The sequence below is a fragment of the Corynebacterium camporealensis genome (assembly GCF_000980815.1).
GTDB lineage: Bacteria > Actinomycetota > Actinomycetes > Mycobacteriales > Mycobacteriaceae > Corynebacterium > Corynebacterium camporealense.
Genome location: NZ_CP011311.1, coordinates 1,362,086 through 1,387,054 on the forward strand (window position 1 = coordinate 1,362,086; position 24,969 = coordinate 1,387,054).

A 24,969-nucleotide genomic window follows, 5' to 3' on the forward strand; every position below is an offset into this window, starting at 1 on the left:
AAAACAATGCTTAAGCCTACCGTATGGACTGCTCATTGTGTCAGCAGGGTCGGTCAAAACTCCCCGCATATATGCGAAACCGACTCGCGCACAGCGAGCCGGTCATCATCGCTGACATAGCATCAGCACCTGTTGCCTTTTACGGTCGCCTTTAAAGGATGCGCAGTTCCTTGCTCATCGGGGTGATGATCTTCGGTGCACCCTGGGTGATAATCAGGGTGTCTTCGATGCGGACGCCACCCTTGCCTGGGACGTAGACGCCTGGCTCAATGGTCAAGGTCATGCCCGGTTCCAGCTCACCCTTGCCGGTCTTGGCCGCGGACGGACCTTCGTGGACTTCCAGGCCCACACCGTGGCCGGTGGAGTGCACAAAGTACTCGCCGTAGCCTGCTTCTTCGATGATGTCGCGGCATGCAGCATCAATATCGACCAGCTTGGCACCTGGCACAGCAGCCTTCACGCCTGCTTCCTGGGCGCGCAGAACCAGGTCGTAGATTTCACGTTCGAAATCGCCCAGCTTTCCTATGCCAAAGGTACGCGTGCAATCAGAGTTAAAGCCATGCAGGTGCGCACCAAAGTCAATGGTGACCAGGTCGCCTTCTTCAATCACGCGGTCATCAGCACCGTGGTGCGGCTTCGCAGAGTTTGGACCAGAGGCGACGATGGTGTCGAAAGATACGCGCTCCGAACCGGCCATACGCATGCGGTATTCCAGGTCAGCAGCGACCTGACGCTCGGTACGACCAGCAGCCAACTCCCCTGCCTCCAGCAGTTCAGCCAAAGCCTTATCAGCCAGCAAAGCGATTTCTTCCAGACGCTGCAGTTCAGTGGAGTCCTTGACCAGGCGCACCTTTTCAATCACACCGCTAACAGGCACCAGCGTGACGTCCTCCGGTGCAGCTTCTTCCAGCTTGCGCAGCTCCGACACGGACACATAGTCAGCCTCGTATCCCACGCGGGTCGGGCCTTCGACTTCGCCCAGCAGTGTCGGACCGACGGCACGCTTAATGATGGCCTCGATATCTGGGACCTCTTCAGCAATCTGGGTGGTGTAGCGTCCATCGGTAGCCATCAGCGCACTCAAATCCTTGCGCAGCAACAGGCCACCGTTAGAGCCAGAAAAGCCCGACAGGTAGCGCACATGAATCAGGTTGGTCACCAGCATTGCATCGATGCGCTGCCCCGCAAGCTCTGCGGCGAGCTTACGACGGCGGTTGCTGAAACGAGTATCTGCCATTGCCATTCGCTGAATCATCCTTTGCTTTTACAGGGCCAAAACTAAAGACCCCAGTTTACTCACCTGGGCGCACACACGACGAAGGCCCTGCCCCTGAAGAGGGCAAGACCATTGTCGGAAATGTCCTTTCAGACACTGCAGTAGCCGGCTAGGCTACCGCTGCTGCCGGTTAGGCTGCCGCGTCGATGAAGTAATCGACCGCTGCGATGTAGCCGTAGACTCCCAGGCCTGCGATTACGCCGCGGGCGATGGGGCTTAAGTAGGAGTGCGCGCGGAAAGGCTCGCGTGCGTGCACATTCGAGATGTGTACTTCGACAAAGCCTGCACCGTCGGCGATTTCTGCCAGTGCGTCGCGCAGGGCGACCGAGGTATGGGTAAAGCCACCTGGGTTGATAATGACGGGCCAGCCTTCGTCGGCAGCTTCATGCACTTTGTCGATGAGCTCGCCTTCGTGGTTGGACTGGAAGAACTCTGCATCGATGTTGTGCGGTGCGGCGTGGGCACGCACACGCTTTTCGATGTCCGTTAGCGTCGTCGTGCCGTACACCTCCGGTTGGCGCTTGCCCAAGCGATTTAGGTTCGGGCCGTTGAGCACCAAAATCTTTGTTGGAGTAGTCGGCATGGTGTTGTCACCTTCCTACAGGTTCGGTGTGTGAGTTCTGCTGTTGCTAGTTCGCGCTGATGGCGGCGTAGGCCGCACGCAGTTCGTCCATGCTCGGTCCGGCAATGCGGGTGGTCTCCCCGATGTCGGTGAGTGCGACGAAGCGGATGTTGCCATCGCGGTTTTTCTTATCGCGGGTCATAGCAGCATAAAGTTTGTCGAAATGCCCTACCTCGTAGGTAGTCGGCAGGTTGATCGACTCGAGAATCTTGCGGTGGGTTTCCACGAGTTCTTCATCGATGAGTCCGCGCTGGTGCGCCAGGTTCGCGATGAACATCATGCCTACTGCTACTGCGTTGCCGTGGCGCCAGGTGTAGTCCTCAACCAGCTCGATGGCGTGGCCAAAGGTGTGGCCGTAGTTCAAGGTTTCACGCAGACCAGATTCCTTGAGGTCCTGGCCCACCACGGTGGCCTTGACCTGAACGGAACGCTCGATAAGTTCTGGCAACAGACCAGTCGGCTCCAAGCATGCGCGCGGGTCATCGAGGTAGCGCTCGATGATGACCGGGTCATGGATGAAGCCGGTCTTCACGATTTCTGCTGAGCCAGCGATGATTTCCGAGGCCGGCAGCGTGCTGAGGCGATCGATGTCAATGAAGACTGCGGCTGGCTCGTGGAAAGAACCCACCAGGTTCTTACCAGCAGCAGTGTTGATGCCGGTCTTGCCACCGACGGCTGCATCCACCATGGCCAGCAGGGTCGTTGGCACCTGAATCACCTTGATGCCACGCATCCAGGTAGCAGCCACGAAACCAGCCAGGTCAGTCGTGGCGCCACCGCCGACACCGACGATCAAGTCGCGGCGGCTAAAGCCCTGTTCACCCAGACGATCCCAGAGGCCGCCAACAACGTCGAGTTGCTTGGAGGCTTCCGCATCCGGAACGTCCAAGAAGGTGACAGTCAGGCCGCGTTCTTCCAAAGCAGCACCAATTTCCCGGGCAGCCGGTGCAACCGGTGGCTGATAGACAATGCCGACCTGGGCTGCGCCAGTGTCCTTAGCGAACTCGGCGATGTCATCATTCAGGCTGTGGCCGATGTGCACGTCATAAGGGCTAGGGCCGTTGACAGAAATCTGGGTGCTCATGGAAATAGGTCCTTAGAGGGTATCGAGGAAACTCAAAATCGCGCCGACGATTTGCTGCGGGCTGCGGTTATCCGTACGCGCACGGAAGTCGGCAACCTCGTCGTAAAGCGGGCGGCGCTTGTCAAGCAACGCGCGGTAGTGGGCTTCGGGGTCCTCTGCCTGCAGCACCGGACGCGAGTCATCGCCGGAGGTACGGCGCACGCCTTCTTCGACACTGACGTCGATGAAGATAACGGTGTGGCGATCCAGAAGGTCGCGGGTGGCATCACTGAGCACCGCACCGCCACCGAGGCTGATGATGCCGTCGTTTTCCAAAGCGGCTGCCACGATTTCTTCTTCGAGTTCGCGGAACTTCGGCTCACCGACTTCAGCGAAGTACTCGCCGCAGGGCTTGCCGACAGTGTCAGCAATAAGCTCGTCAGTATCAATGAGCGGCAAGTTCAGGGCATTGGAGAGACGACGCCCAATAGTCGATTTCCCTGCACCAGGCGGGCCGACGAGAACAGCACGAGGGCTGGGTTGGCCAGTGGGCGGGCACGGGTTGGTCATGACTTACTCCTGATTAAAGTCCAGACGCTGCGAAACATACTCATTGTAAGCGTCAATGTTGCGCTTAGTCTCGGCAATGTTATCGCCGCCGAATTTTTCTAGCACTGCGCGTGCCAGTACGAGGGCCACCATAGCTTCTGCAACAACGCCAGCAGCCGGAACCGCACACACATCGGAGCGCTGGTGAATAGCAGTAGCCGCATCACCGGTGGCCATATCCACGGTCTTCAGCGCACGCGGCACGGTGGAAATTGGCTTCATTGCTGCACGCAGGCGCAGCTGCTGACCATTGGTCATGCCACCTTCCAGGCCACCGGCGCGGTTGGTCAAACGGTCGACGCCGTCGTCGGTGCGCACCATCTCATCGTGGGCTTCCGAGCCACGGCGACGTGCTTCTTCAAAGCCATCGCCGACCTCAACGCCCTTGATGGCCTGAATACCCATCAACGCTGCGGCCAGCTGTGCATCCAGGCGGTCGTCGCCAGAAATGTGCGAGCCCAGACCAATCGGCAGGCCATCGACGACAACCTCCACGATGCCGCCGAGAGTATCGCCTTGCTTCTTAGCGGTCTCAATCTCGGTGATCATCGACTGCTCAGCATCGCCGTTATAAGCGCGCACTGGGGACTCATCGATCTTCTCCAAATCCGCAAACGCTGGAGCCGGGCCCTGGTAAGGCTCAGAAGCACCAATGGAAATCACATGGGAGATCACCTCCACGCCGAGGGTCTCACGCAGGAAGTTACGCGCCACGGTCGCTGCTGCTACACGGGCTGCGGTCTCACGCGCAGAAGAACGCTCCAGAATCGGACGTGCCTCATCCTGGTCGTACTTAATCATGCCGGCAAAGTCAGCATGGCCCGGGCGCGGACGAGTCAGCGCAGCACCACGGCCAGAGGCCATTGCCTTGGCGACCTCCGGGTCATCCATATCGAGAGCATCCGGGGACATGATCGTGGTCCACTTCGGCCACTCGGTATTGCCAATCATGATGGCAATCGGGCTGCCTAGAGTTTCGCCGTGGCGAATGCCAGAAAGCAGGGTCAGGTCGTCGGCTTCAAACTTCATGCGGGCACCTCGGCCATAGCCGAGGCGGCGACGAGAAAGCTGCAGCGCGATATCGTCCTGAGAGATCGGAACGCCTGCAGGCATGTGTTCAATCAGGGAAATCAGTGCCTGGCCGTGAGATTCGCCAGCGGTAGTCCATCGAAGCATGCCGCCAATTATCGCATGACAGGGATTCCTCTGTGCGCAAAGGGTGTGTGTTGTAGTCCACGTTTAGCTAAATAGTTCCGCTCCACCAGTCGCGAAGCCCCACACCAGTGCCGTAGCCAGCAACATTGGCGGTCCATGCGGAGCTGTCCGCTCCCCCAGGCTCAACGGCTTTGCCTCGCTTTGCGACGTTTCAGTCTGCGGCTGCCCCGCTTCTGGCCACGACGGCTGTGCTGCCAGGTTCGCTTCTGGTTTCTTTGGTTGCTTACCCCTGTTGGCAAGCCTGCTGGCTATGTCGACAAGCAAAGTAATCCAGGACGCCGCAATAATCGCTAGGAGTACTCCCCAGGTACCGGCGGCGTGTGCTGTCCACATTCCTAGTGAAATTGCGAGCTTGATATCGCCGCCGCCAATGCCGCCTTTGCGGATGCCGAGTACGAAATATAGTGCTGGCCACAGCAGGCCTGCGAAATCCCACCACCAAATGCACGCAATAACCGCGGCAGGCAGTGTCAGTAGATCCGGCAAGCGCCGGTAACGAAGATCGAAAAAACTTAAGACCGCGGCCCATAACAGCCACGCCCCCGCCCCGAGCATGTCCATTTCCATGTCCATGCCCGCAGATTACGCGAATCCCACATATCTGGCATTCGGAGAAAAGCGCAATCGCGTTAGGAGTCTTGCGTCGGCTTTTTGATTTCCGCTTCGAGGGCTTCGAACATCTCCGCACGCGGTGCGGGGTGGCCGGTGAATTGCTGGAACTGGCTAAAGGCTTGATGCGCCAGCATGACGTGCCCGCCCACGGTGCGGTAGCCATCGGCAGCAGCGTGCACGACCAGCGGGGTTGGCCACGGGTCGTAGATGACATCGAGGGTGTGTGCGTGGGTTAGTTCCTGCAGGTGATCTTCCACGGCGGCAGAAGGCACGGTGGAGATCATGACGTCGGCCGAAACGGACAACTCACGCAAGTCGTCGTTGAAGTTAGCGCCGTGGATGTTGATGCCTAAGGCATCGGCAAGCGGTTGCAGTTCGGCCAGGCGGTCGCTGCGGTTGAGCACGGTGACATCGCGAACGCCGCGCTGTGCCAGTGCCCAGAGCGCGGGGCGAGCGGTACCGCCGGAGCCGATAAGCAGTGCGCGGGTGGGCTCGGCGTCATCGTCAAGCAGCTCGCCCAAAGCGCCAAGCACGCCTTCAGTATCGGTGTTGTCGGCACGCCAGCCTTCAGCAGTACGCACCAAGGTGTTGGCCGAGCCGATGAGCTGAGCGCGCTCGGTGGCAGTATCGGCGAATTCTAGGGCTGCGAACTTACACGGCATGGTCACCGAGAAACCGACGAACTCATCACCAGCATTGCTAACAAGTTCCGGCAGGCCCTCCGCATCAACCTCAAAGCGGGTGTAGTCCCAGCCGTTGAGCTCGAGTGCCTTGTAGCCGACGTTGTGCAGCAGCGGCGACAACGAGTGTGCGATGGGTTGGCCTAGTACTGCAGCGCGGTGCCCTGCCATGAATGCTCCTTGTGATTACTCGCCGGCTGGCTGTTCAGTAGCTGGGTCCTCGCCACCGGCGCCTGCACCCTCAGCTTCGCGCTGGGAGTCCAGGATGCCGGAGTTGATGGCATCGTCGACGCGGTCCAGATGCTCTTCGAAGGTATCGGTGAACACGGTGGTGCCCTGCTCGTCGATGGTGACGAAGAACTTCCAGTTACCGTCAGCCGGGTTCTCCATTGCGGTGATGGCTTCCTCAGAAGGCGATGCAATCGGAGTCTCAGGCAGACCATCCATGGCGTAGGTGTTCCACGGGGTCTCCTCGGCACGCGCCTCATCGGTGGTAGCCAACTCGACATCCGGCAGGCCGTAGTTCACGGTGGAGTCGAACTCCAGGCGCATCGGCTCATCCAGGCGGTTCAAGATAACGCGGGCGACCTTGTCGAACTCACCAGCCGGTGCCTCGCGCTCAATCAGCGAGGACGCAACCAGCAGCTCGTACGGTCTTAGGCCAATGGCCTGGGCACGCTCCACGATGTTGGTGGAGTTGTACAGGTCGGTGGAACGAGTAATCAGGTCGGTCAGGATTTCCTTGGCGCCCATGTTCGGGTCCAGCACGTACTGGCCCGGAGCAATCAGGCCTTCCAGACGCCGTGGGTCATCGCCACGTGCGTTAACGGCATCGATAGCCCAGTCCGGTGCACCCAGCTCCGCCGGGTCGGTATTGGCTGCGACGTCTTCTAGCTCTTCCTTGCTGACGCAGGCGCCATCGCTACAGGAGACCTGGGAAATCATGGAGTAGATGCCGTAGCGGACGTCACCGCCGACCACGACGACATCGGAGAGCGTGGAGCCGCCCTGGACTTCCAGAAGGTCGACCTTGCGCTCTTCATCCAGCAGTGCCTCGACTGCGGACTGGGCGCTCATCTCCTCTTCCAGGCGGTAAAAACCTGGCTGGATGCTGCCGGCAGAGGTGTTATTTGCTGCGGCAGTTTGGAAAGCCTCGTTGGTCTTAACGATGTTCTTTTCTACTAGTCCCGGGCCCAACTCCGACATGGAGGAACCCTCGGGGACCTCAACGAGTTGGTTCACGCCGTTACCGGTTCCCTCGTAGTCGTTGGAATTGCCGCCGCTGAACATCTGGAATCCGATGTATCCGAGCGCACCGACGAGCAAGACGATGGAGGCAACGAGGACGGCGAGGCCGCGCTGGCGACGCTTGACGTACTTCGGGTCCATCGATTTTCCGATGCGTTTCTTATTACGGCTCACGTGTGAAGTCTCCTGCTGTTGAAGGCTGCGAGTCTGAATCCTCAGTCAATGCACGCTGGCGCGCATCCAACCAGGACTGCAGAATCTCTACCGCTGCTGCTTGGTCAATTACCTTACGGCCCTTTTTCTCACTTACCCCCGACGCACGCAGCGCCGTGGTGGCAACTACGGTCGTCAGGCGCTCGTCAGCCATGCGAACAGGCGGCAGATTCTCCCCCATATTTGCATCATTTTTCAGCCGACGACGAATACGAAACGCGATTTCTTTGGCGTGTTTCACACTTTTGGAGCCATTGCCCTGCAAATCGCGCGGAAGTCCGACGACTACTTCTACCGCCTGAAACTCTGAAATCAGTTCCAATAAACGGTCAATGTCGCCTTGATCCCGGTCCTTAAACCCGGTTTCACGCTTCACCGTTTCCACCGGGGTTGCTAGGCGGGCGTCCCGGTCGGAGACAGCCACGCCAATGCGCACTGTTCCGACGTCAAGACCAATGCGGCGACCCGGGCCAGGGTCGTCCACGCCGGGGGTATCTGGTTCCACCTTCGCCATGACGCTTAGAGCTCCTGCAGCAGCTCCTTGACTGCTGCAAATCCTTGCTCGGCACCGTCTGGCTGGGAACCAGAACCCTGTGCCATATCTGGCTTACCGCCGCCGCGACCGGAGACGTACTCGCCGAAGCGCTTGACGATGTCGCCGGACTTCACACCGCGGTTAACTGCACCATCGGTAGCAGCTGCGATGAATGGGTACTTGGCACCATCGCGGGCGCCCAGCACCAGCACGGCGTCTTCGTTCTTCAGGCGGTTGCGCAGGTCCGTTGCCACGGTACGCAGGTCACCACCGGAGGTACCGTCCGGCAGGTTGAGAGTCAGGACCTTGAAGCCATTGACGTCGACGGCCTGGTTAGCCATCTCCCCTGCGCGGGATGCCAGCTGTGCCTTGCGCAAACCAGCGATTTCCTTTTCTGCTGCGCGCAGCTTCTCAGTCAGCTGCGCAATGCGCTCTGGCAGGTCCTCGGTCTGTACCTTCAGCTCACGAGAAACACCTTCAACCAGGGCGGTTTCCTTGGAGTAGTAACGGAAGGCATCCATACCGGAGTACGCCTCAATACGGCGTGCACCAGAGCCCACGGAGGACTCACCCAGCACGGAGACCGGACCAATCTGAGAAGACTGGCCGACGTGGGTACCACCGCAGAGCTCGATGGAGAAAGGACCACCGATTTCCACAACGCGGACCTGGTCACCGTAGTTCTCACCGAACAGTGCCATAGCGCCCATGGCCTTGGCCTCCTCCAGGGAGGTCTCAATGGTGTTAACAGCGAAATTGCTGTCGATGGCCTGGTTGGTAATCAGGGCGATTTCTTCCAGCTGTGCTGGGGTCAGCTGCTCGGTGTAGTTGAAGTCGAAGCGCAGGTAACCCGGGCGGTTCAAGGAACCAGCCTGGACTGCTGTTGGGCCAAGCACCTGACGCAGCGCTGCGTGGATGAGGTGGGTAGCCGAGTGCGCCTGGGTAGCACCGTGGCGCCACTGCTCATCAACCTCAGCGTTGACGGTAGAGCCCAGGTCCAGACCACCAGCGGTCACGGTTGCCTTGTGGACCCACAGCTTCTTGCCGATCTTCTGGACATCGCCGACCTCCAGCAGGGATTCGCCAGCGAAGATGCGGCCGCGGTCAGCGGTCTGACCACCAGACTCGGCATACAGCGGGGTCTGGTCCAAGATGACCTCGACCTCATCGCCTTCGTTGACCTCAGTGACGGACTCGCCGTTGCGAACCAGTCCGAGCACCTTTGCGGAGCTCGACAGCTCCTCGTAGCCGGTAAACACGGTCGGGTGGTTGTCCACCCAATCGCGGTAGAGCGACAGGTCAGTGTGACCGTGCTTCTTGGCCTGGTTATCAGCCTTGGCACGACGGCGCTGCTCGCCCATCGCATCGTTGAAGCCTGCCATGTCGACCTCAAGGCCTGCCTCGTTGGCCATCTCCAGGGTCAGGTCAATCGGGAAGCCATAAGTGTCATGCAGCTCGAAAGCCTTGGCACCGGAGAGCACCTTGGTGGTCGCAGCACGCGAGGTGGTCTTCAGTTCATGCACGGCTTCGTCGAAAAGCTTGGTGCCCGACTCCAGGGTCTTGAGGAAGGCCTTTTCCTCGTTGGTAGCCACGCGCAGGATGCGCTCGCGGTTATCAGCAATCTCCGGATACGACGGAGTCATGGTGTCCATGATGGTGTTCATCAGGCGTTCCATGGTCTTGCCCTGTGCGCCCAGCAGACGTGCAGAACGGATAATGCGGCGCAGCAGACGACGCAGGATGTAGCCGCGACCCTCATTGCCTGGGGTCACGCCGTCCAGGATGAGCATCATTGCGGTGCGGGAGTGGTCAGCAACCACGCGGAAACGCACGTTGTCCTGGTCGGAGGCCCTATCACCGTACGTAGCGCCGGTGAGTTCCTCAGTCACGTCAATGACCGGACGCAACAAGTCGGTTTCGTAGACGTTGTCGACACCCTGCAGGATGCAGGCCACGCGCTCGATGCCGAGACCGGTATCGATGTTCTTCTTCGGCAGCTCACCGATGATTTCGAAGTTGCCCTTGCCGATGCCTTCACCGCGCTCGTTCTGCATGAAGACCAGGTTCCAGATCTCCATGTAGCGGTTGTCGTCGACAATCGGGCCGCCCTCTTCGCCGTATTCCCGACCGCGGTCGTAGTAAATCTCCGAGCACGGACCACACGGACCAGGCACGCCCATGGACCAGTAGTTATCTTCCATGCCCAGGCGCTGGATGCGCTCAGCAGGCACACCAATAACGTCGCGCCAAATCTCGGCTGCCTCATCGTCGTCGAGGTAGACCGTGACCCACAAACGCTCCGGGTCCAGGCCAAAGCCGCCGTCGTCGACGGACTTGGTCAACAGCGACCACGCGTTCTTAATGGCACCTTCCTTGAAGTACTGGCCAAAGGAGAAGTTACCGGCCATCTGGAAGAAGGTGTTGTGGCGGGTGGTAATACCCACTTCCTCAATATCCAGGGTGCGCACACACTTCTGGATGGAGGTCGCAGTACCGTTCGGGTAAGGGGGGTTCTGCTGGCCGAGGAAGAAAGGCTTGAAGGGCACCATGCCAGCGTTGACGAAAAGCAGATCCGGGTCGTCGAGGATCAGCGATGCGCTGGGCACCGCGGTGTGACCAGAGTTAACGAAGTGCTGGGTAAAGCGCTCCCGAATCTCATGCGTCTTCACGAGTTGTTGTCCTTACTGTTGAAACGTTTAGGTTCAAGGTTACGATAGCGCCCAACTTTACCCTCCTGTTATTTTTCTCGCGCGAGGAGGTCACAATTTCTACCGCGCTCTGCCGCGATAGTCCCACACCCAAAGCCCAATCCGGCCGCCGTCAACTAGGAACGGCGCTTCTTACCGCGAATAAGGTTGCGCAATCGCCCCAGGTAATCAAAGATGCGGCGCTCTGCACCGTGCTCGGTGGGCTCATAGTAAATCCGGTCAACCAGTTCATCCGGCAGGTACTGCTGGGCCACCACACCGCGTGGGTCATCGTGCGGGTACTTGTACCCCACACCATGGCCCATGTCCTTGGCGCCGGAATAATGTCCATCGCGCAAATGCGGCGGCACGTGACCAATGTGTCCGGCACGCACGTCTTCCTCAGCCTTGCCAATAGCGCTAATCACCGAGTTCGATTTCGGTGCTGTAGCCAAGTGAATCGTTGCCTGGGCCAGCGGAATACGTGCTTCCGGCAAACCAATCAGCTGTGCTGCCTGTGCGGCCGCCACTGCTGTTGGCAACGCGGTCGGATCCGCCATGCCAATATCTTCGGAAGCATGCACGATGAGCCTGCGCGCAATAAAGCGCGGGTCCTCCCCTGCCTCGACCATGCGCGCTAAGTAGTGCAAAGCAGCATCGACATCAGACCCACGAATCGACTTAATAAACGCCGAGACCACGTCATAGTGCTGGTCACCATCGCGGTCGTAGCGCACCACCGCACGATTGACGTTGTCCTTAATAATCTGCGGAGTGAGTTTCTCCCCGTCCGGTACAGCTTCTGCTGCTGCTTCCAGATAGGTCAAGATACGTCGCGCATCACCGCCTGCCAGCAGCACTAACTGCTCAATGGCTTCATCAGTGGCACCAATACGCCCACCCAGACCGCGCTCATCTTCGAGCGCACGCTTGGCGACGAGCTTGAGATCCTCATTCTCCAGTGGTTTCAGCTGCAACAGCAACGACCGCGACAACAGTGGCGAGACCACCGAAAAGGAAGGGTTTTCCGTAGTCGCAGCAACCAACAACACCGTGCGGTTTTCTACTGCCGCCAACAGCGCATCCTGCTGAGTCTTGGAAAAGCGGTGCACCTCATCAATAAACAGCACCGTACGCACACCGTGAATCAGGTCCTGCCGGGCACGATTGATGACCTCACGGACCTGCTTGACACCAGAATCCAGCGCCGACAGGCCCACGAAGTTCTGGCCCATCGTCTGCGCAATCAGCGATGCAACAGTCGTCTTACCCGTACCGGGCGGACCATAGAGAATGACCGAAGCCTCACCGGAGCCCTCCACCAAACGACGCAGCGGCTTGCCCTCTTGCAGCAAATGCTCCTGGCCTACCACCTCATCCAAACTCCGCGGGCGCATGCGCGCAGCCAGCGGCGAGTTCGCGTGCGTTTCAAATAACGAAGCTCCGGAACCGGCACCAGGGCCGGTTCCACGGGGAGTGGAAGCATTTCCGCTCCCTGGACCGGCGGGATCCGGGAATAGCGAGTCTTGACTCATACAGTGCTTAAAACCCTATTTGTCTTTGACGCGTTCACAGACCATGTCGCCGAACTCGACGACGGGGACGCAACGTGGGTCATCGCAGTTAGCGGAGAAACGACGCACGGCGTCGAAGGTCTCAAAAAGGTCGCGGCGAATCAGCAATTCGTCGTCGGTGAAGTTCTTGCTGGATGCTGGACGCAACAGCGAGGTCTTGGGGTCGTAGCTGATGTCCATCTCGCCTTGTGCCAGGGCGACAACGCCTTCGATGCCGCCGGCGTACATGGTGGTGACACTCGATAGTGCCCAGCCGACCAACGAGTAGACCAACAGGCGGTGGACTTCATCGTCATCGCCAAAGCGTGGCCAGATGCCTTTGACCTCACGCATCCAGGCGTTGGTAAAGACTTCTGCTTCCTCATCACTAATCGGACGTGCGAAAAGGAACTGTGGGAAACCAGCAATCACGCAGGCCACGTCAAAGCCGACGTTGCGGAAACCCGCCCACTCATAATCCAGGAAGTGCAGGCCGTTGGAGACGATGACGTTATCTGGCGACAGATCGAAAGGCGTAAAGGCACGGTCCTTGCCCGAGCGCAGGTTCTTTGCCGCTTCGGTGGCATACAGCTCGATGCGCTCTGGCAGTTCCACGCCGGCTTCGCGGAGAATCTGCATGCCGATATTGATGGAGTCCTGCAGGGACTCATCACGAATGGACTGGTGATCGGCATAATCCGGGTGCTGACGCAGGATGCGGTTGAGCAGTACCTGGTAGTCGTCTTCTCGCACGGCGGTGCCCGCGTGCATCTGGCCGAGAGAAATACCCAACGAGCGCAGGAGGTGCAGGCGTTCTTCTTCATGGCCATTAGCCAGGGCGTCAGCCAAGGTGTCGCCTTCGCCGATATCGCTCAAAATGAGCACACGACGATCCAGGTCATAAGCCAGCAACACCGGGCCAGGGCGGACATCCTCGGCTAGCGAGGTGGTGAACTGGTAGGCGACAACTTCGCGCAACATGGCGGCATCGTCAATGGCATGCCCAGTCATCGGGTTGTACTTGATGACCAAGCTGCGATGCGGAAGGAAGGCGCTGGGTGAGGTATGCACGCGCAGTACTAGCGCATTACCGGAGCCGCCGAGCACCTCGGCATCGCTAAGCTCCGGGCTCCCGCCGTAGCGACGGGATAACAGCTCAGCCGCAATGTCAATAACGGCCTTCTCGCTGAGCCACTCTTGAGTACTCACTCGCATCCTTCCTTGTGTTCTTTCAGCCCACATGCAAAAGCGGGGCTGCCGCGAACCAACCTACAGCTTAACGTGTTGGTGGTCTGCTGCCCCGCTATTTGGCCACCAGTTTGCTGGCGGCGGGCTGAAAAGAAGTTTTTACTCCTTGTTCTCCGGCTTATCAGCCTGCTTCTTCTTTTCCGGCTTGAAGTCCACGCCGGTCTCCTTGCGCTGCGCCGCAGGGATAGGCGCAGGAGCATCGGTCAGCGGATCAACGCCGCCACCGGACTTCGGGAAGGCAATGACATCGCGGATGGACTCAAAGCCGCCCAGCAGGGAGACGATACGATCCCAGCCGAAAGCGATGCCGCCGTGTGGCGGTGCACCGTAGGAGAAAGCATCCAGCAGGAAGCCGAACTTCTCCTGTGCTTCCTCATCGCCGATACCCATGACGTCGAAGACGCGCTTCTGGACGTCCTGGTCGTGGATACGGATGGAACCGCCGCCGATTTCGTTGCCGTTGCAGACAATGTCGTAGGCGTATGCGGTGGCCTCGCCCGGGTTCTGATCGAAGCTATCGAGCCACTCCGGCTTCGGGGAGGTGAAGGCATGGTGCACGGCAGTCCACTTGGAGTTACCCAGTGCGACATCGCCGGATGCGGTGGCATCGGCAGCCGGCTCAAACAGCGGTGCATCGACGACCCAGGTAAAGGCCCAGTCGCCTTCCTTGATAAGGCCCAGCTTCTTCGCGATCTCTCCGCGGGCAGCGCCCAGCAGTGCGCGGGAGGACTTGGTGTCACCAGCAGCGAAGAAGATGCAGTCGCCCGGGTTGGCGCCGACGTGCTCAGCAATACCAGCGCGCTCTTCATCGGTGATGTTCTTAGCCACCGGACCGGACAGCTCGCCGTCTTCGCCGACCAAGATGTAAGCCAGGCCCTTAGCGCCGCGCTGCTTTGCCCACTCCTGCCATGCGTCGAGCTGACGACGCGGCTGGGAAGCGCCGCCTTCCATGACGACTGCGCCGACGTAGTCGTTCTGGAACACGCGGAAGGTGGTGTCCTTGAAGAAGTCGGTGCATTCCACGATCTTGATGTCGAAGCGCAGGTCCGGCTTATCGGAGCCATAGTACTTCATGGCATCGGCGTAGGTCATACGCGGAATCGGGGTGGTGATCTCGTAACCGATGAGCTTCCACAGCTCGACCAGGATTTCCTCGGCCAGGGCAATAACATCGTCCTGATCGACGAAGGACATCTCGACGTCCAGCTGGGTGAACTCCGGCTGGCGGTCAGCGCGGAAGTCCTCGTCACGGTAGCAACGAGCAATCTGGTAGTAGCGCTCCATGCCAGCAACCATGAGCAGCTGCTTGAACAGCTGCGGGGACTGCGGCAGTGCGTACCAGGAGCCCGGCTTCAAACGAGCCGGTACCAGGAAGTCACGTGCACCTTCCGGGGTGGAACGGGTCAGGGTTGGGGTCTCGATCTCGGTGAACTCGTGGCGATCGAGAACGCTGCGGGCTGCACGGTTGGCAGCAGAGCGCAGACGCAGTGCATCACCCTGGGACTTACGGCGCAGGTCCAGGTAGCGGTAGCGCAGACGCGCTTCCTCGCCGACCTCACCAGACGTCGACGGATCGTCGATCTGGAAAGGCAGCGCAGCAGACTTATTGAGCACCTCAAGTTCTGCGACGTTGACCTCAATATCACCGGACGGCAGATTCGGGTTCTCCGAGCCTTCCGGACGCGGCTCGACGACACCGGTTACCTTCACGCAGTACTCAGAGCGCAGGTCGTGAGCGCGCTCTGCAACTTCCGACTCGCGGAAGACAACCTGGGCAATACCAGAGCGGTCGCGCAGGTCGATGAAGATGACACCACCATGGTCGCGGCGGCGGGAAACCCAGCCCGTCAAAGTTACGGTCTCGCCTGCCTGGGAGGCACGCAGTTCCCCTGCCAAATGGGTACGCAGCACTGTTGTTCAGTCCCTTCTTTCTTTACTTACCTGGCGTGTCCCGCCCCGCGTAAACAGCGCGCGCGGGTCCCCGCCAAGAACGTCAACGTCCCAAGCATACAGCCCGGCCCCTCCTTCGGGGCCATCACCTCCAGCTCCCACGAGCCTATCCCCTTACCCAACACCGGCCTCCTCCTTTCCCTACGCCGACCTCTTCCCTTAACTAACGCGCTGCCCTGGTCACACTCTTGGACATTTAGACAAATCTTTAAAGGTTAGTAACGAAAAGAAAAACTCGTTTTAACTTAAAGGTCACTTTCACGGCCTAATTTTCGCCTTTAAGGCCGCAGCCCGCCTCGGCGCGCTACCGGGCGCTTTCCCCTATTCCTTACTGGGCTGGTGGTTTCTGCGGGCTCGCTGCTAACCGCGAAAGGATGTAAGCATTTGAGTACGAAGACACAAGCTTCGCCCATTGATTTGGAAGCCGCGAATGGCAAAGGCAATGACTGGGCCTGGCATATGGGCTTTGGCATTTTGACCGCTGCAACGCTGGTGCTCTTTATTTTCTGGGGCACTGACTACATTGCGGATGGCTCCAGCAACATTATTTTGATTACAGCCATTATCTTTGCGCTGTTTATGGCGTTCAATATCGGCGGCAACGACGTTGCGAACTCTTTTGGTACCTCAGTCGGTGCAGGCACGCTCTCGTTGAAACAGGCACTGATTGTCGCCGCCATTTTTGAGGTCTCCGGCGCAGTCCTGGCTGGCGGTCAGGTCACCGATACGGTGCGCTCCGGCATCGTGGATTTGGAAGCCATCGATGGCTTGGACCCGATGGAGTTTGTCTACATCATGATGTCGGCCCTACTGGGTGCAGCTATCTGGCTGTTGCTGGCAACCCGCATGGGCTGGCCAGTCTCTACTACCCACTCAATTGTCGGCGGTATCGTCGGTGCGGCATTGACCGTGGGCTTCATTACCAACAAGGGCGGCTGGTCGATGGTCCAGTGGTCCGAGATTGGCACCATTGCTATCTCCTGGGTGCTCTCCCCTGCGCTGGGCGGTCTGGCTGCGTATCTGCTCTTCCGCTGGATTAAGAACTCCATCCTGGTCTACAACGAGTCCGCCGATGCACACATTCGCGACATCAAGACCCGGCGCGCCGAGCTGCGCGAAGAGCACAAGCAAAGCTTCCAGCGTCTTAATGAGATCCAGCAGATCTCCTATACCAACGCGATGGCCCGCGACGCCGCCTTGGCGTCCGAAGATGACGTCGAACCTGATCAATTCGAGTCGGATTACTACCAGGAGCTCTATGAGCTCAACAAAGAAATGGATGACGTGGATGCCCACCGCGCACTTGAGCACTGGGTCCCACTGCTTGCCGCGTTAGGTGCCATCATCATCTCGGCGATGATGCTCTTTAAGGGCTTAAGCAACATCGACGTCAGCTTCTCTACCCTGCAGTCCGTACTCGTGATGGGCATGGTCGGTGCTGTGGTGTGGATGGCCGTATTCATCTTTGCCAAGACCTTAAAGAAGCATTCGCTGAACCGCTCGACCTTCTTGCTCTTTTCCTGGATGCAGGTCTTTACCGCTTCTGCATTCGCGTTCTCCCACGGCTCCAATGACATCGCGAACGCCATTGGTCCTTTCATCGCCATCCTGGACGTGCTGAAGACTGGTGAGATTTCCGACGAAGCCGAAGTCCCGATTGCCGTCATGGTCGCCATGGGCATCGCCTTGATTTCCGGCCTCTGGTTCGTCGGCCGCTACGTCATTAAGACTGTCGGTACCAACCTCACCGAAATCCACCCTTCTTCCGGCTTCGCCGCTGAGCTCGCCGCCGCCGGCGTGGTCATGCTGGCTTCCGTCCTCGGCCTGCCAGTCTCCTCCACCCACATCCTCATCGGTGCCGTCTTAGGTGTCGGCATTGTTAACCGCGCTGCTAACTGGAAGCTCATGCGACCTATCGCCATGGCCTGGGTCATCACCCTGCCTGCTTCTGCTGGCATCGCCGCAGTCACCGTCTCCATCCTGCGCGTCGTGCTCTAACCCCGGCGCGCCCCGCTTAACCGCATACCGCTTCACACGACACATCACACAACGCTGGTGGGCTAAGCCCTACCAGCGTTGTCTCTTACTTACAGCACCCCGGGATAGGAATACTCAGCCCCAAAGTATGGTTAGTGCGTCATAGAGGCGCTTTAAGCTTTGAGCTTAAAGCCTGACAATCGAAGGTCCCTATCGCCTACAAGGAGCCAGTATGCAGTTCGGTGTATTCAGCATCGGTGACGTCACACCCGATCCCACAACGGGCACGACTCCTTCTGAGGCTGAGCGCATCCAGAACATGACGCAGATTGCCCTCAAGGCTGAAGAGGTCGGTTTGGATGTCTTCGCTACCGGCGAGCACCACAACCCGCCTTTCGTGCCCAGCTCCCCGACGACGCTTCTGGCTTATATCGCTGCACAGACTGAGCGGCTGCAGCTGTCGACGGCCACCACGCTGATTACCACCAACGACCCGGTCAAGATCGCTGAAGACTACGCCTTCTTGCAGCATCTATCCAGCGGCCGCGTGGATCTGATGCTCGGCCGCGGTAATACCGGTCCGGTCTATCCCTGGTTTGGCAAAGACATCCGCCAAGGCATTCCATTGGCAGTGGAGAACTACCACCTGCTGCGCCGGCTGTGGCGGGAAAAGGTCGTCAACTGGTCCGGTAAGTTCCGCACCCCACTGCAGGGCTATACCTCCACTCCGGCACCGCTCGACGATGTCCCACCATTTGTGTGGCATGGGTCCATCCGCTCACCCCAGATAGCCGAACAAGCTGCCTACTACGGCGACGGTTTCTTCAACAACAACATCTTCTGGAACAAAGAACACACCGCACAGATGGTGGAACTCTATCGCCGCCGCTTTGAAAAATACGGCCACGGCCGCGCCGACCAAGCCATCGTAGGCTTAGGTGGACACGTCTTTATTGCTGATACTGAGCAGGAAGCAAAAGACTTCTACCGTCCCTACTTCGACAATGCCCCGGTCTATGGTCATGGCCCTTCCCTCGAAGAATTCACCGCACAGACACCGCTGACGGTGGGTACCGTGGAGCAAGTCATCGAACGCACCCTGCAATTCGCAGACTGGGTTGGTGATTATCAGCGCCAGCTCTTCCTCATCGATCACGCGGGCCTGCCACAGGACGTAGTACTCAATCAGATTGAAATCCTTGGCACACAGGTCGTTCCGGAGCTGCGGCGTCGTTTTGCCGAGCGTCGCCCAGACCACGTACCTTCAGATCCGCCCACCCATGCCAGCCTGCGCGACAATCGCCAGTCCCCACACTTTTCCATCGACCCCGGAGAATAAGGAGTAAACCGTGCGCTCACTCGTATTAGTTACTGCCGGTTTGTCCACTCCGTCGACCACGCGCCAGCTTGGCGATGCCCTCGTGGACGCCACCACCGCACACATCAGCGCCCGCGGCGAAGGTGTGGACGTCACCGTCATCGAACTGCGTGACTTAGCAGCAGAGCTTGCCGATGCCATGACCAACTGGACTGCCGCCACCCCGCAGCTGGATGCCGCCAAACGCGCACTATCGACTGCCGATGGTCTTATTGCAGTCACCCCGGTCTTCCAGGGCAGCTACTCCGGACTATTCAAGATGTTCTTCGACACCCTAGAGCCCGACGCGCTTGACGAGCTGCCCACCATGATTGCTGCCACCGGTGGTTCGAGCCGTCACGCACTCGTGCTCGACTATGCGCTACGGCCTCTCCTCAGCTACCTGCATGCCGTCGTGGTTCCGACCGGCATCTTTCAGGCAACCGAAGACTTTGGCACCGTCGAAGGCGAGCGCACTCGCCAGCGCATCACCCGTGCTGCACGCCAGCTTGCCGATGGCATGGTCACCCCCACCGATCGCGTCGCCGGAATGAACGGCGCCGACGAACAGCCCCGCCGCACCGGACTCGATGTGGAAGAAGACTTCGTCCCCTTCAACCAGCTGCTGCATGGCCACAATGGTGAGACCAAAGACTAAAACAAAGACGCCAACGGCTTAATCCAAGCCCGTCACCACTGGCTGCTACATGTGACGCAGGTTATGCGTACAATGCGGGATTAGTCCCTTCCCTCGCAGAAAGGCAGTACTTTCTATGACGATTAGTGTCACGGATATCTTTTCCATCGGCATCGGCCCGTCGTCCTCGCACACCGTTGGGCCCATGCGGGCGGCGAAAGCATTCTGTGAATCGCTACCCGAGTTCCCTGCCCGCGTGCACACCGAGCTTCGCGGCTCGCTGTCTGCCACCGGCCGCGGGCACGCCACCGACCGCGCAGTGATCCTGGGCCTGGCCGGCTGGGAGCCACTGACCGTCCCCGTCGATGCCGAACCCAACCCGAACCTGCCCATTCCGTCTACCGGACACATCTCCGGCCCGGCAGGCGAAGTCGATTTTGAGATCGAATTCAACAACCAGCCAGTACCTGAACACCCCAACTGCGTCATCTTTAGCGCCTGGGATGCCGAGGGCAACGAGTTGGCCACCAACGCAGAGTACTTCTCCGTCGGTGGTGGTTTCATCCTTTCTCGCGAGCAGCTCGATGCTGAGATGAAGCAATCCCAGGAAGTCCCCGCTGGTGCTGCTGCCGCACAGGTCGAAGACCTCGTGCCTTATGACTTCGAAACTGGTGAGCAACTGCTGCACCAGTGCGCGGCCCACGACAAGGAAATCTGGGAAATCGTCCTCGCCAACGAAGCAGCCCTACACCGCAACGATGGCGGCGAGGAAGCAGTGCTCAAGCACCTGGACTTGGTCTGGGACATCATGCGCGAGTGCGTCACCGACGGCATTTCCACCAAGGGCCTACTGCCTGGTGGACTGCGCGTGCCACGCCGCGCGCCGCAGATGTACCAGCAGCTACTCACCAAGCAGGAAGATCCCTACTGTGGCTTTTCCGCCATGGAATGGGTCAATCTCTACGCCTTGGCTGTCAACGAACAAAACGCCGCTGGCGGTCGCGTGATTACCGCACCGACCAACGGTGCCTGCGGCATCATCCCGGCTGTGCTGCACTACGCGCGCGATTTCCAGTCGCACTTCACCCGTGAGAGTGCCCGCCGCTACCTGCTGACTGCTGGTGCCGTCGGCATGATTATCAAGCAGAACGCGTCTATCTCTGGTGCTGAGGTCGGCTGCCAGGGTGAGGTCGGCTCTGCCTCTTCCATGGCTGCAGCCGGCATGGCAGCTTTGCTTGGTGGCACCCCGGCCCAAATCGAAAACGCCGCCGAAATCGCACTCGAGCACAACCTGGGTCTTACCTGCGACCCAGTGGGCGGCCTGGTGCAGATTCCGTGCATCGAGCGCAACGCCATTGGTGCGGTCAAATCCATCAACGCCGCCCGCATGGCGCTGATGGGCGAAGGCACCCACCACGTCACCCTGGACAATGCCGTACAGACCATGGCAGAAACCGGCCGCGACATGCTGTCGAAGTACAAAGAGACTTCCATCGGCGGTCTTGCCAAGACCATGGGCTTTAGCGTCTCCCAGGTCGAGTGCTAGCACGCCAGTAAACAAACCAGCGCGCACGAGTAAAGGCCAACACCATCAACGGTGTTGGCCTTTCGTTATGGACAAAGCTCGCTACGTCGAGCCCCCTTGGGCTATTTAGCCCAAGCGCTGCGCCAGGTGTGTTGTCAGCTCCTCGAGTGCAACGTCGTGCTGCTCGTGGGCTTCCAGGTCCTTGACGGCAACGGTGCCGTTTTCGAGTTCCTGGTCGCCTAGGACGAGGGCGAAGCGAGCACCTGCGCGGTTAGCGCCCTTCATCGCGCCCTTAAGACCGCGGTCGCCAAAGGACATGTCGGTGGAAATGCCTGCCTTGCGCAGCTCATCGACGAGCACGGTCATGCGGTGCTTGGCAGCAGACCCCATTGCTACGCCATAGACATCGACGCGGGAGTCCGTGCCGTCGAGTTCGATGCCTTCTGCTTCCAGAGCCAGCATGGCGCGGTCCACACCCAGGCCGAAGCCGATGCCGGATAGGTCCTGGCCACCCAGCTGTGCCATCAGGCCGTCATAGCGGCCACCGCCACCGATACCGGACTGTGCGCCCAAGCCGTCGTGGACGAACTCGAAGCAGGTCTTGGTGTAGTAATCCAGACCGCGGACCATGCGCGGGTTGATGGTGTACTCGACACCCATGTCGTCGAGCATGCCGGTGACGGTCTCGAAGTGCTCGCGGCACTTGTCATCCAGGTGATCCAGCATCAGCGGTGCATCGACGAGCTTTTCCTGCATCTCCGGACGCTTGTCATCGAGTACTCGCAGCGGGTTGATCTCTGCACGACGACGGGTTTCTTCATCCAGGTCCAGCTTGAAGAGGAACTCCTGCAGCTTCTCCCGGTATGCCGGGCGGCAATCGGCATCGCCCAGGCTGGTCAGTTCCAGGCGGAAACCGGTCAGGCCCAGCGAACGGAAGCAACGATCTGCCAGTGCGACGACCTCAGCATCCAGTGCCGGGTCGTCGACGCCGATTGCTTCCACGCCTACCTGCTGCAGCTGGCGGTAACGGCCTGCCTGTGGGCGCTCGTAGCGGAAGAAAGGACCGTAGTAGTTCAGTTTGACCGGCAGCTGGCCGCGGTCGAGGTTGTGCTCGATAACGGCACGCATAACACCTGCGGTACCTTCCGGACGCAGGGTGACAGAACGGTCACCGCGGTCGGCGAAGGTGTACATCTCCTTGCTGACCACGTCGGTGGACTCACCAACACCGCGGGCAAACAGTGCGGTGTCTTCGAAGATCGGCAGCTCAATATGCTGAAAGCCGGAGAGTCGAGCCTGATGGACCATGGTCTCACGGACCTTGGCAAAGGCTGCGGACTGCGGCGGATAGTAATCCGGGACGCCTTTGGGGGCGGACAGGGCCTTGAACTGCTTCTTATCACTCACGCCCATTAGAGTACCTCCCCTGCTGCAATGAGGAACGGATTGGTCCTGCGCTCTTGACGCATCGTGGTCACAGGCCCGTGACCAGGCAGAAGCTGCAACTCATCTGCTAGCGCCCACACCGGACCGCGCAAGGAGGCATCCATGGCCTTCGGATCGGAGTGCTCTAAGTCAGTACGCCCAATCGAGCCGCGGAAAAGCACGTCACCGGTCAGTGCAAAATCATCGCTGATAATCATCACGCAGCCCGGCGAGTGGCCAGGTGCGTGGGAGAGCTTAAAAGTATGCCCAATCAATTCCAGCTCGGTATCGCCTTCGAGGTCCCGCAGATCAGCAATGGGCAGCATGTCCTTGGCACCAAAAAGCTGTTGGGATTCCGGCGAGACACCAGAGCCATCTTTGAGCATGAATGCATCATCCGGGTGGATATACACCGGCAGGTTAAGCTCCGCTGCCAAGTCACCGGCTTCTCGCGTGTGGTCTAGGTGACCATGGGTTAACACGATGGCTTCTAATTGCAGGTTGTGTTCTTCTGAAAGTTTGAGAACCTGCTGCTTGGCATGCATTCCCGGGTCAACGACAAAGGCACGTCCAGCATCGGCAACAACATACGTGTTCGTCCGGTAAGGACCGGCGGCAAAACCTAAAATTTCCATGCCCTCCACCCTAACCTAGGCACCAGACATTGCCTGCTGCTTTGCGATGCCACCCTCCCACCACACCGCGTCCTCCGCAGGAGGGCATAAGAAAAAGGAGCGGACCGAAGTCCACTCCCTATCTCACGGCGCTGCGTGCAGCGCTTTAGTTCAGTGCAGCCAGTGCTGCGTCGTAATCCGGCTCGGTGCCGATTTCTGGGACCAGCTCGGTGTAGACGACGTTGTGGTCAGCATCGGTGACGATGACCGCACGGGACAGAAGGCCCTTCATCGGGGAATCTTCCAGTGCAACGCCGAGCTTGTCGCCCAGGTCGGAACGGAAGTCCGATGCGGAGACAACGTTGTCGATGCCTTCAGCTGCGCAGAAGCGCTCCTGTGCGAAAGGCAGGTCACGGGAGACCGACAGTACGACGGTATTATCCAGACCTGCAGCCTTTTCGTTGAAGGCACGCAGCTGTGCAGCGCACACGCCGGTGTCAACGGATGGGAACAGGGAGACAACCAGGCGCTTGCCTGCGAAGTCTTCCTTCTTAACCTCTGCCAGGTTGGTACCTACCAGAGTGAAATCTGGGAAGGCGTCGCCCTTGGCGGGCAGATCGCCATTGGTGTGGACGGGGGAATCTTTAAACTTAGTTTCAGCCATGCACCCGACCATACTTATCTTGTGAGACCTGCGCCACGGCATCGACCTTGCCACCGCATCGGCAATTCAAAGTACTAGACTCAATGCGGATAAGACCCAACCGTCTACAACGACAAGGACGTAACAGGTGCCAAATAACCAAAAGCGCGGTGAAGAAGCTCTCTCCAAGTTGGATCGTGAGCTCAATTCCCGTGACCGTAAGGAAAAAGCCCGCCCGCTCGGTGTGGTTGCTGCTTCGGTAGTCGTCATTCTCGCCCTCGTGGGCGGTATCTGGTTCATGACCACCCGAGACGGCGACGACGAAGAAATCCAGGCTGAGGAGACCGCTACCGAGACTTCCCCGGAGGAAGCACCGGAGGCAACCGTGCTGGCTGCCCAGCGCGAAAACCAGCTGGATGAGACCGTCACCTGTACCTACGACGAAAACGGTGAGGACGCCAACGGCGCTGAGGTCCCGAACGGCGATGACATCTCCGCTCGTGGCACTGTGACTGTGAACTTCCAGACCAACCAGGGCGATATCCCGATGGAACTCGACCGCGAGTTGGCACCATGTACCGTCAACGCCATCACTGAGCTGGCTGACTCTGGCTTCTACAACGACACCATCTGCCACCGTATGACCACCGGTGGACTCAACGTCCTGCAGTGTGGTGACCCGACCGGTAGCGGTGCTGGCGGCCCAGGCTTCCAGTTCGCTGACGAGTACCCAACCGACGAGACCGACGAAGCAAACCTGCAGAACCCGGTCACCTACCCGCGCGGTGCTGTCGCTATGGCTAACTCCGGCCCGGATACCAACGGCTCCCAGTTCTTCTTGAACTACGCCGATTCCCAGCTGGCACCGAACTACACCTACTTCGGCACCGTGACTGCCGACGGCTTAGAGACCCTCGACAAGATTGCTGAAGCAGGCGTCGAAGGCGGCCAGCCAGACGGCACACCAGCTGAAGAAGTGAAGATTGAAAGCGCAGAAGTTAGCGCTTAAATCAAAACTGCAGCTTATTAATTAGCCCCTGTACCCCCGAATTTGGCTAGATAATTCGGGACAGGGGCTTTATTAATTTTCGTCACAATTTTTCGATTTAACCATCTTCACAGGAAATTGAACCGATCCAGCGACCTGGGAAAATAGACCAAAACGCACTAAAGGACTAAAAAGCTAAACCCACCAGTTACATACGTAACGTTAAGGCTTCTTAGCTTTCTCCCAGGATTACTGTTATCTATTGCACCTTGCTGAAAAGCTCACTAACATC

Annotated in this window: 21 protein-coding genes; 5 read left to right on the plus strand and 16 right to left on the minus strand. The window is 59.1% G+C overall.

The features are described from left to right. Positions 1-151: 151 nt before the first annotated feature. The 13 genes from UL81_RS06360 to aspS all read right to left on the minus strand — a co-directional run bounded on the left by UL81_RS06360 (position 152) and on the right by aspS (position 15,472). A complete protein-coding gene (locus UL81_RS06360; protein ID WP_035104765.1) occupies positions 152-1,243 on the minus strand; it encodes a M24 family metallopeptidase in 1,092 nt (363 codons plus the stop codon). Between the two features lie 163 nt (positions 1,244-1,406). Continuing rightward, a complete protein-coding gene (gene aroQ / locus UL81_RS06365) occupies positions 1,407-1,859 on the minus strand; it encodes a type II 3-dehydroquinate dehydratase (protein WP_046453402.1) in 453 nt (150 codons plus the stop codon). 46 nt (positions 1,860-1,905) lie between these two features. Then, a complete protein-coding gene (aroB, locus tag UL81_RS06370; RefSeq protein WP_046453403.1) occupies positions 1,906-2,982 on the minus strand; it encodes a 3-dehydroquinate synthase in 1,077 nt (358 codons plus the stop codon). Between the two features lie 12 nt (positions 2,983-2,994). Then, the gene (locus UL81_RS06375) at positions 2,995-3,531 is read right to left on the minus strand and encodes a shikimate kinase (RefSeq protein WP_035104768.1); all 537 of its coding nucleotides are present in this window, start codon (positions 3,529-3,531) and stop codon (positions 2,995-2,997) included. Between the two features lie 3 nt (positions 3,532-3,534). Next, a complete protein-coding gene (gene aroC, locus UL81_RS06380; protein WP_035104770.1) occupies positions 3,535-4,746 on the minus strand; it encodes a chorismate synthase in 1,212 nt (403 codons plus the stop codon). Between the two features lie 63 nt (positions 4,747-4,809). Continuing rightward, positions 4,810-5,358 carry a prepilin peptidase gene (locus UL81_RS12175; protein WP_081961425.1) on the minus strand — a complete coding sequence of 183 codons (549 nt, stop codon included), beginning with the start codon at positions 5,356-5,358 and terminating at the stop codon, positions 4,810-4,812. A gap of 56 nt (positions 5,359-5,414) precedes the next feature. After that, entirely contained in the window at positions 5,415-6,248 is an 834-nt protein-coding gene (locus UL81_RS06390) for a shikimate dehydrogenase (RefSeq protein ID WP_035104773.1), read from the minus strand. Between the two features lie 15 nt (positions 6,249-6,263). After that, positions 6,264-7,466: an endolytic transglycosylase MltG gene (mltG, locus tag UL81_RS06395; protein ID WP_035105459.1), complete on the minus strand. Its 1,203-nt coding sequence runs from the start codon at positions 7,464-7,466 to the stop codon at positions 6,264-6,266. 22 nt (positions 7,467-7,488) lie between these two features. Then, complete coding sequence (ruvX, locus tag UL81_RS06400) at positions 7,489-8,052, minus strand: Holliday junction resolvase RuvX (protein ID WP_035104775.1); 564 nt, start codon at positions 8,050-8,052, stop codon at positions 7,489-7,491. Between the two features lie 5 nt (positions 8,053-8,057). Beyond that, positions 8,058-10,742, minus strand: a complete 2,685-nt coding sequence (gene alaS / locus UL81_RS06405) for an alanine--tRNA ligase (protein ID WP_035104777.1) — start codon at positions 10,740-10,742, stop codon at positions 8,058-8,060. Positions 10,743-10,897: 155 nt separating this feature from the next. After that, positions 10,898-12,295, minus strand: a complete 1,398-nt coding sequence (locus tag UL81_RS06410) for a replication-associated recombination protein A (protein ID WP_035104780.1) — start codon at positions 12,293-12,295, stop codon at positions 10,898-10,900. 15 nt (positions 12,296-12,310) lie between these two features. Further along, on the minus strand, positions 12,311-13,522 hold the full coding sequence (locus tag UL81_RS06415) for an aminoglycoside phosphotransferase family protein (RefSeq protein ID WP_236684451.1): 1,212 nt from the start codon (positions 13,520-13,522) through the stop codon (positions 12,311-12,313). 138 nt (positions 13,523-13,660) lie between these two features. Next, positions 13,661-15,472, minus strand: a complete 1,812-nt coding sequence (gene aspS / locus UL81_RS06420) for an aspartate--tRNA ligase (protein ID WP_035104785.1) — start codon at positions 15,470-15,472, stop codon at positions 13,661-13,663. A gap of 423 nt (positions 15,473-15,895) precedes the next feature. Between aspS and UL81_RS06425 the strand changes: the two genes are divergently transcribed. The 4 genes from UL81_RS06425 (at position 15,896) to UL81_RS06440 (ending at position 21,028) form a co-directional block, all read left to right on the plus strand. Then, positions 15,896-17,509, plus strand: coding sequence for an inorganic phosphate transporter (locus UL81_RS06425; RefSeq protein ID WP_035104788.1), 1,614 nt, complete (start codon positions 15,896-15,898; stop codon positions 17,507-17,509). Between the two features lie 211 nt (positions 17,510-17,720). Continuing rightward, positions 17,721-18,827, plus strand: a complete 1,107-nt coding sequence (locus UL81_RS06430) for an LLM class flavin-dependent oxidoreductase (RefSeq protein ID WP_046453404.1) — start codon at positions 17,721-17,723, stop codon at positions 18,825-18,827. Positions 18,828-18,837: 10 nt separating this feature from the next. Then, on the plus strand, positions 18,838-19,503 hold the full coding sequence (locus UL81_RS06435) for an FMN reductase (protein WP_035104790.1): 666 nt from the start codon (positions 18,838-18,840) through the stop codon (positions 19,501-19,503). Between the two features lie 115 nt (positions 19,504-19,618). After that, complete coding sequence (locus tag UL81_RS06440) at positions 19,619-21,028, plus strand: L-serine ammonia-lyase (RefSeq protein ID WP_035104792.1); 1,410 nt, start codon at positions 19,619-19,621, stop codon at positions 21,026-21,028. Positions 21,029-21,133: 105 nt separating this feature from the next. Here UL81_RS06440 and hisS read toward each other — a convergent pair whose 3' ends face one another. The 3 genes from hisS to tpx form a co-directional block, all read right to left on the minus strand. After that, positions 21,134-22,414 carry a histidine--tRNA ligase gene (gene hisS / locus UL81_RS06445; protein ID WP_046453676.1) on the minus strand — a complete coding sequence of 427 codons (1,281 nt, stop codon included), beginning with the start codon at positions 22,412-22,414 and terminating at the stop codon, positions 21,134-21,136. A gap of 5 nt (positions 22,415-22,419) precedes the next feature. Then, positions 22,420-23,067: an MBL fold metallo-hydrolase gene (locus UL81_RS06450; protein WP_035105461.1), complete on the minus strand. Its 648-nt coding sequence runs from the start codon at positions 23,065-23,067 to the stop codon at positions 22,420-22,422. Between the two features lie 145 nt (positions 23,068-23,212). Further along, positions 23,213-23,710, minus strand: a complete 498-nt coding sequence (tpx, locus tag UL81_RS06455; protein ID WP_046453405.1) for a thiol peroxidase — start codon at positions 23,708-23,710, stop codon at positions 23,213-23,215. 127 nt (positions 23,711-23,837) lie between these two features. Between tpx and UL81_RS06460 the strand changes: the two genes are divergently transcribed. Further along, positions 23,838-24,698, plus strand: a complete 861-nt coding sequence (locus UL81_RS06460) for a peptidylprolyl isomerase (protein WP_035104795.1) — start codon at positions 23,838-23,840, stop codon at positions 24,696-24,698. The last annotated feature ends 271 nt before the right edge of the window (positions 24,699-24,969 follow it).

Excerpts from the sequence above, each read along its gene's own strand:
- UL81_RS06360 (WP_035104765.1), bottom strand. The coding sequence starts at position 1,243 with ATGGCAATGGCAGATACTCGTTTCAGCAACCGCCGTCGTAAGCTCGCC.
- aroQ (WP_046453402.1), bottom strand. The coding sequence starts at position 1,859 with ATGCCGACTACTCCAACAAAGATTTTGGTGCTCAACGGCCCGAACCTA.
- aroB (WP_046453403.1), bottom strand. The coding sequence starts at position 2,982 with ATGAGCACCCAGATTTCTGTCAACGGCCCTAGCCCTTATGACGTGCAC.
- UL81_RS06375 (WP_035104768.1), bottom strand. The coding sequence starts at position 3,531 with ATGACCAACCCGTGCCCGCCCACTGGCCAACCCAGCCCTCGTGCTGTT.
- aroC (WP_035104770.1), bottom strand. The coding sequence starts at position 4,746 with ATGCTTCGATGGACTACCGCTGGCGAATCTCACGGCCAGGCACTGATT.
- UL81_RS12175 (WP_081961425.1), bottom strand. The coding sequence starts at position 5,358 with ATGGACATGGAAATGGACATGCTCGGGGCGGGGGCGTGGCTGTTATGG.
- UL81_RS06390 (WP_035104773.1), bottom strand. The coding sequence starts at position 6,248 with ATGGCAGGGCACCGCGCTGCAGTACTAGGCCAACCCATCGCACACTCG.
- mltG (WP_035105459.1), bottom strand. The coding sequence starts at position 7,466 with ATGGACCCGAAGTACGTCAAGCGTCGCCAGCGCGGCCTCGCCGTCCTC.
- ruvX (WP_035104775.1), bottom strand. The coding sequence starts at position 8,052 with ATGGCGAAGGTGGAACCAGATACCCCCGGCGTGGACGACCCTGGCCCG.
- UL81_RS06410 (WP_035104780.1), bottom strand. The coding sequence starts at position 12,295 with ATGAGTCAAGACTCGCTATTCCCGGATCCCGCCGGTCCAGGGAGCGGA.
- UL81_RS06430 (WP_046453404.1), top strand. The coding sequence starts at position 17,721 with ATGCAGTTCGGTGTATTCAGCATCGGTGACGTCACACCCGATCCCACA.
- UL81_RS06440 (WP_035104792.1), top strand. The coding sequence starts at position 19,619 with ATGACGATTAGTGTCACGGATATCTTTTCCATCGGCATCGGCCCGTCG.
- UL81_RS06450 (WP_035105461.1), bottom strand. The coding sequence starts at position 23,067 with ATGGAAATTTTAGGTTTTGCCGCCGGTCCTTACCGGACGAACACGTAT.
- tpx (WP_046453405.1), bottom strand. The coding sequence starts at position 23,710 with ATGGCTGAAACTAAGTTTAAAGATTCCCCCGTCCACACCAATGGCGAT.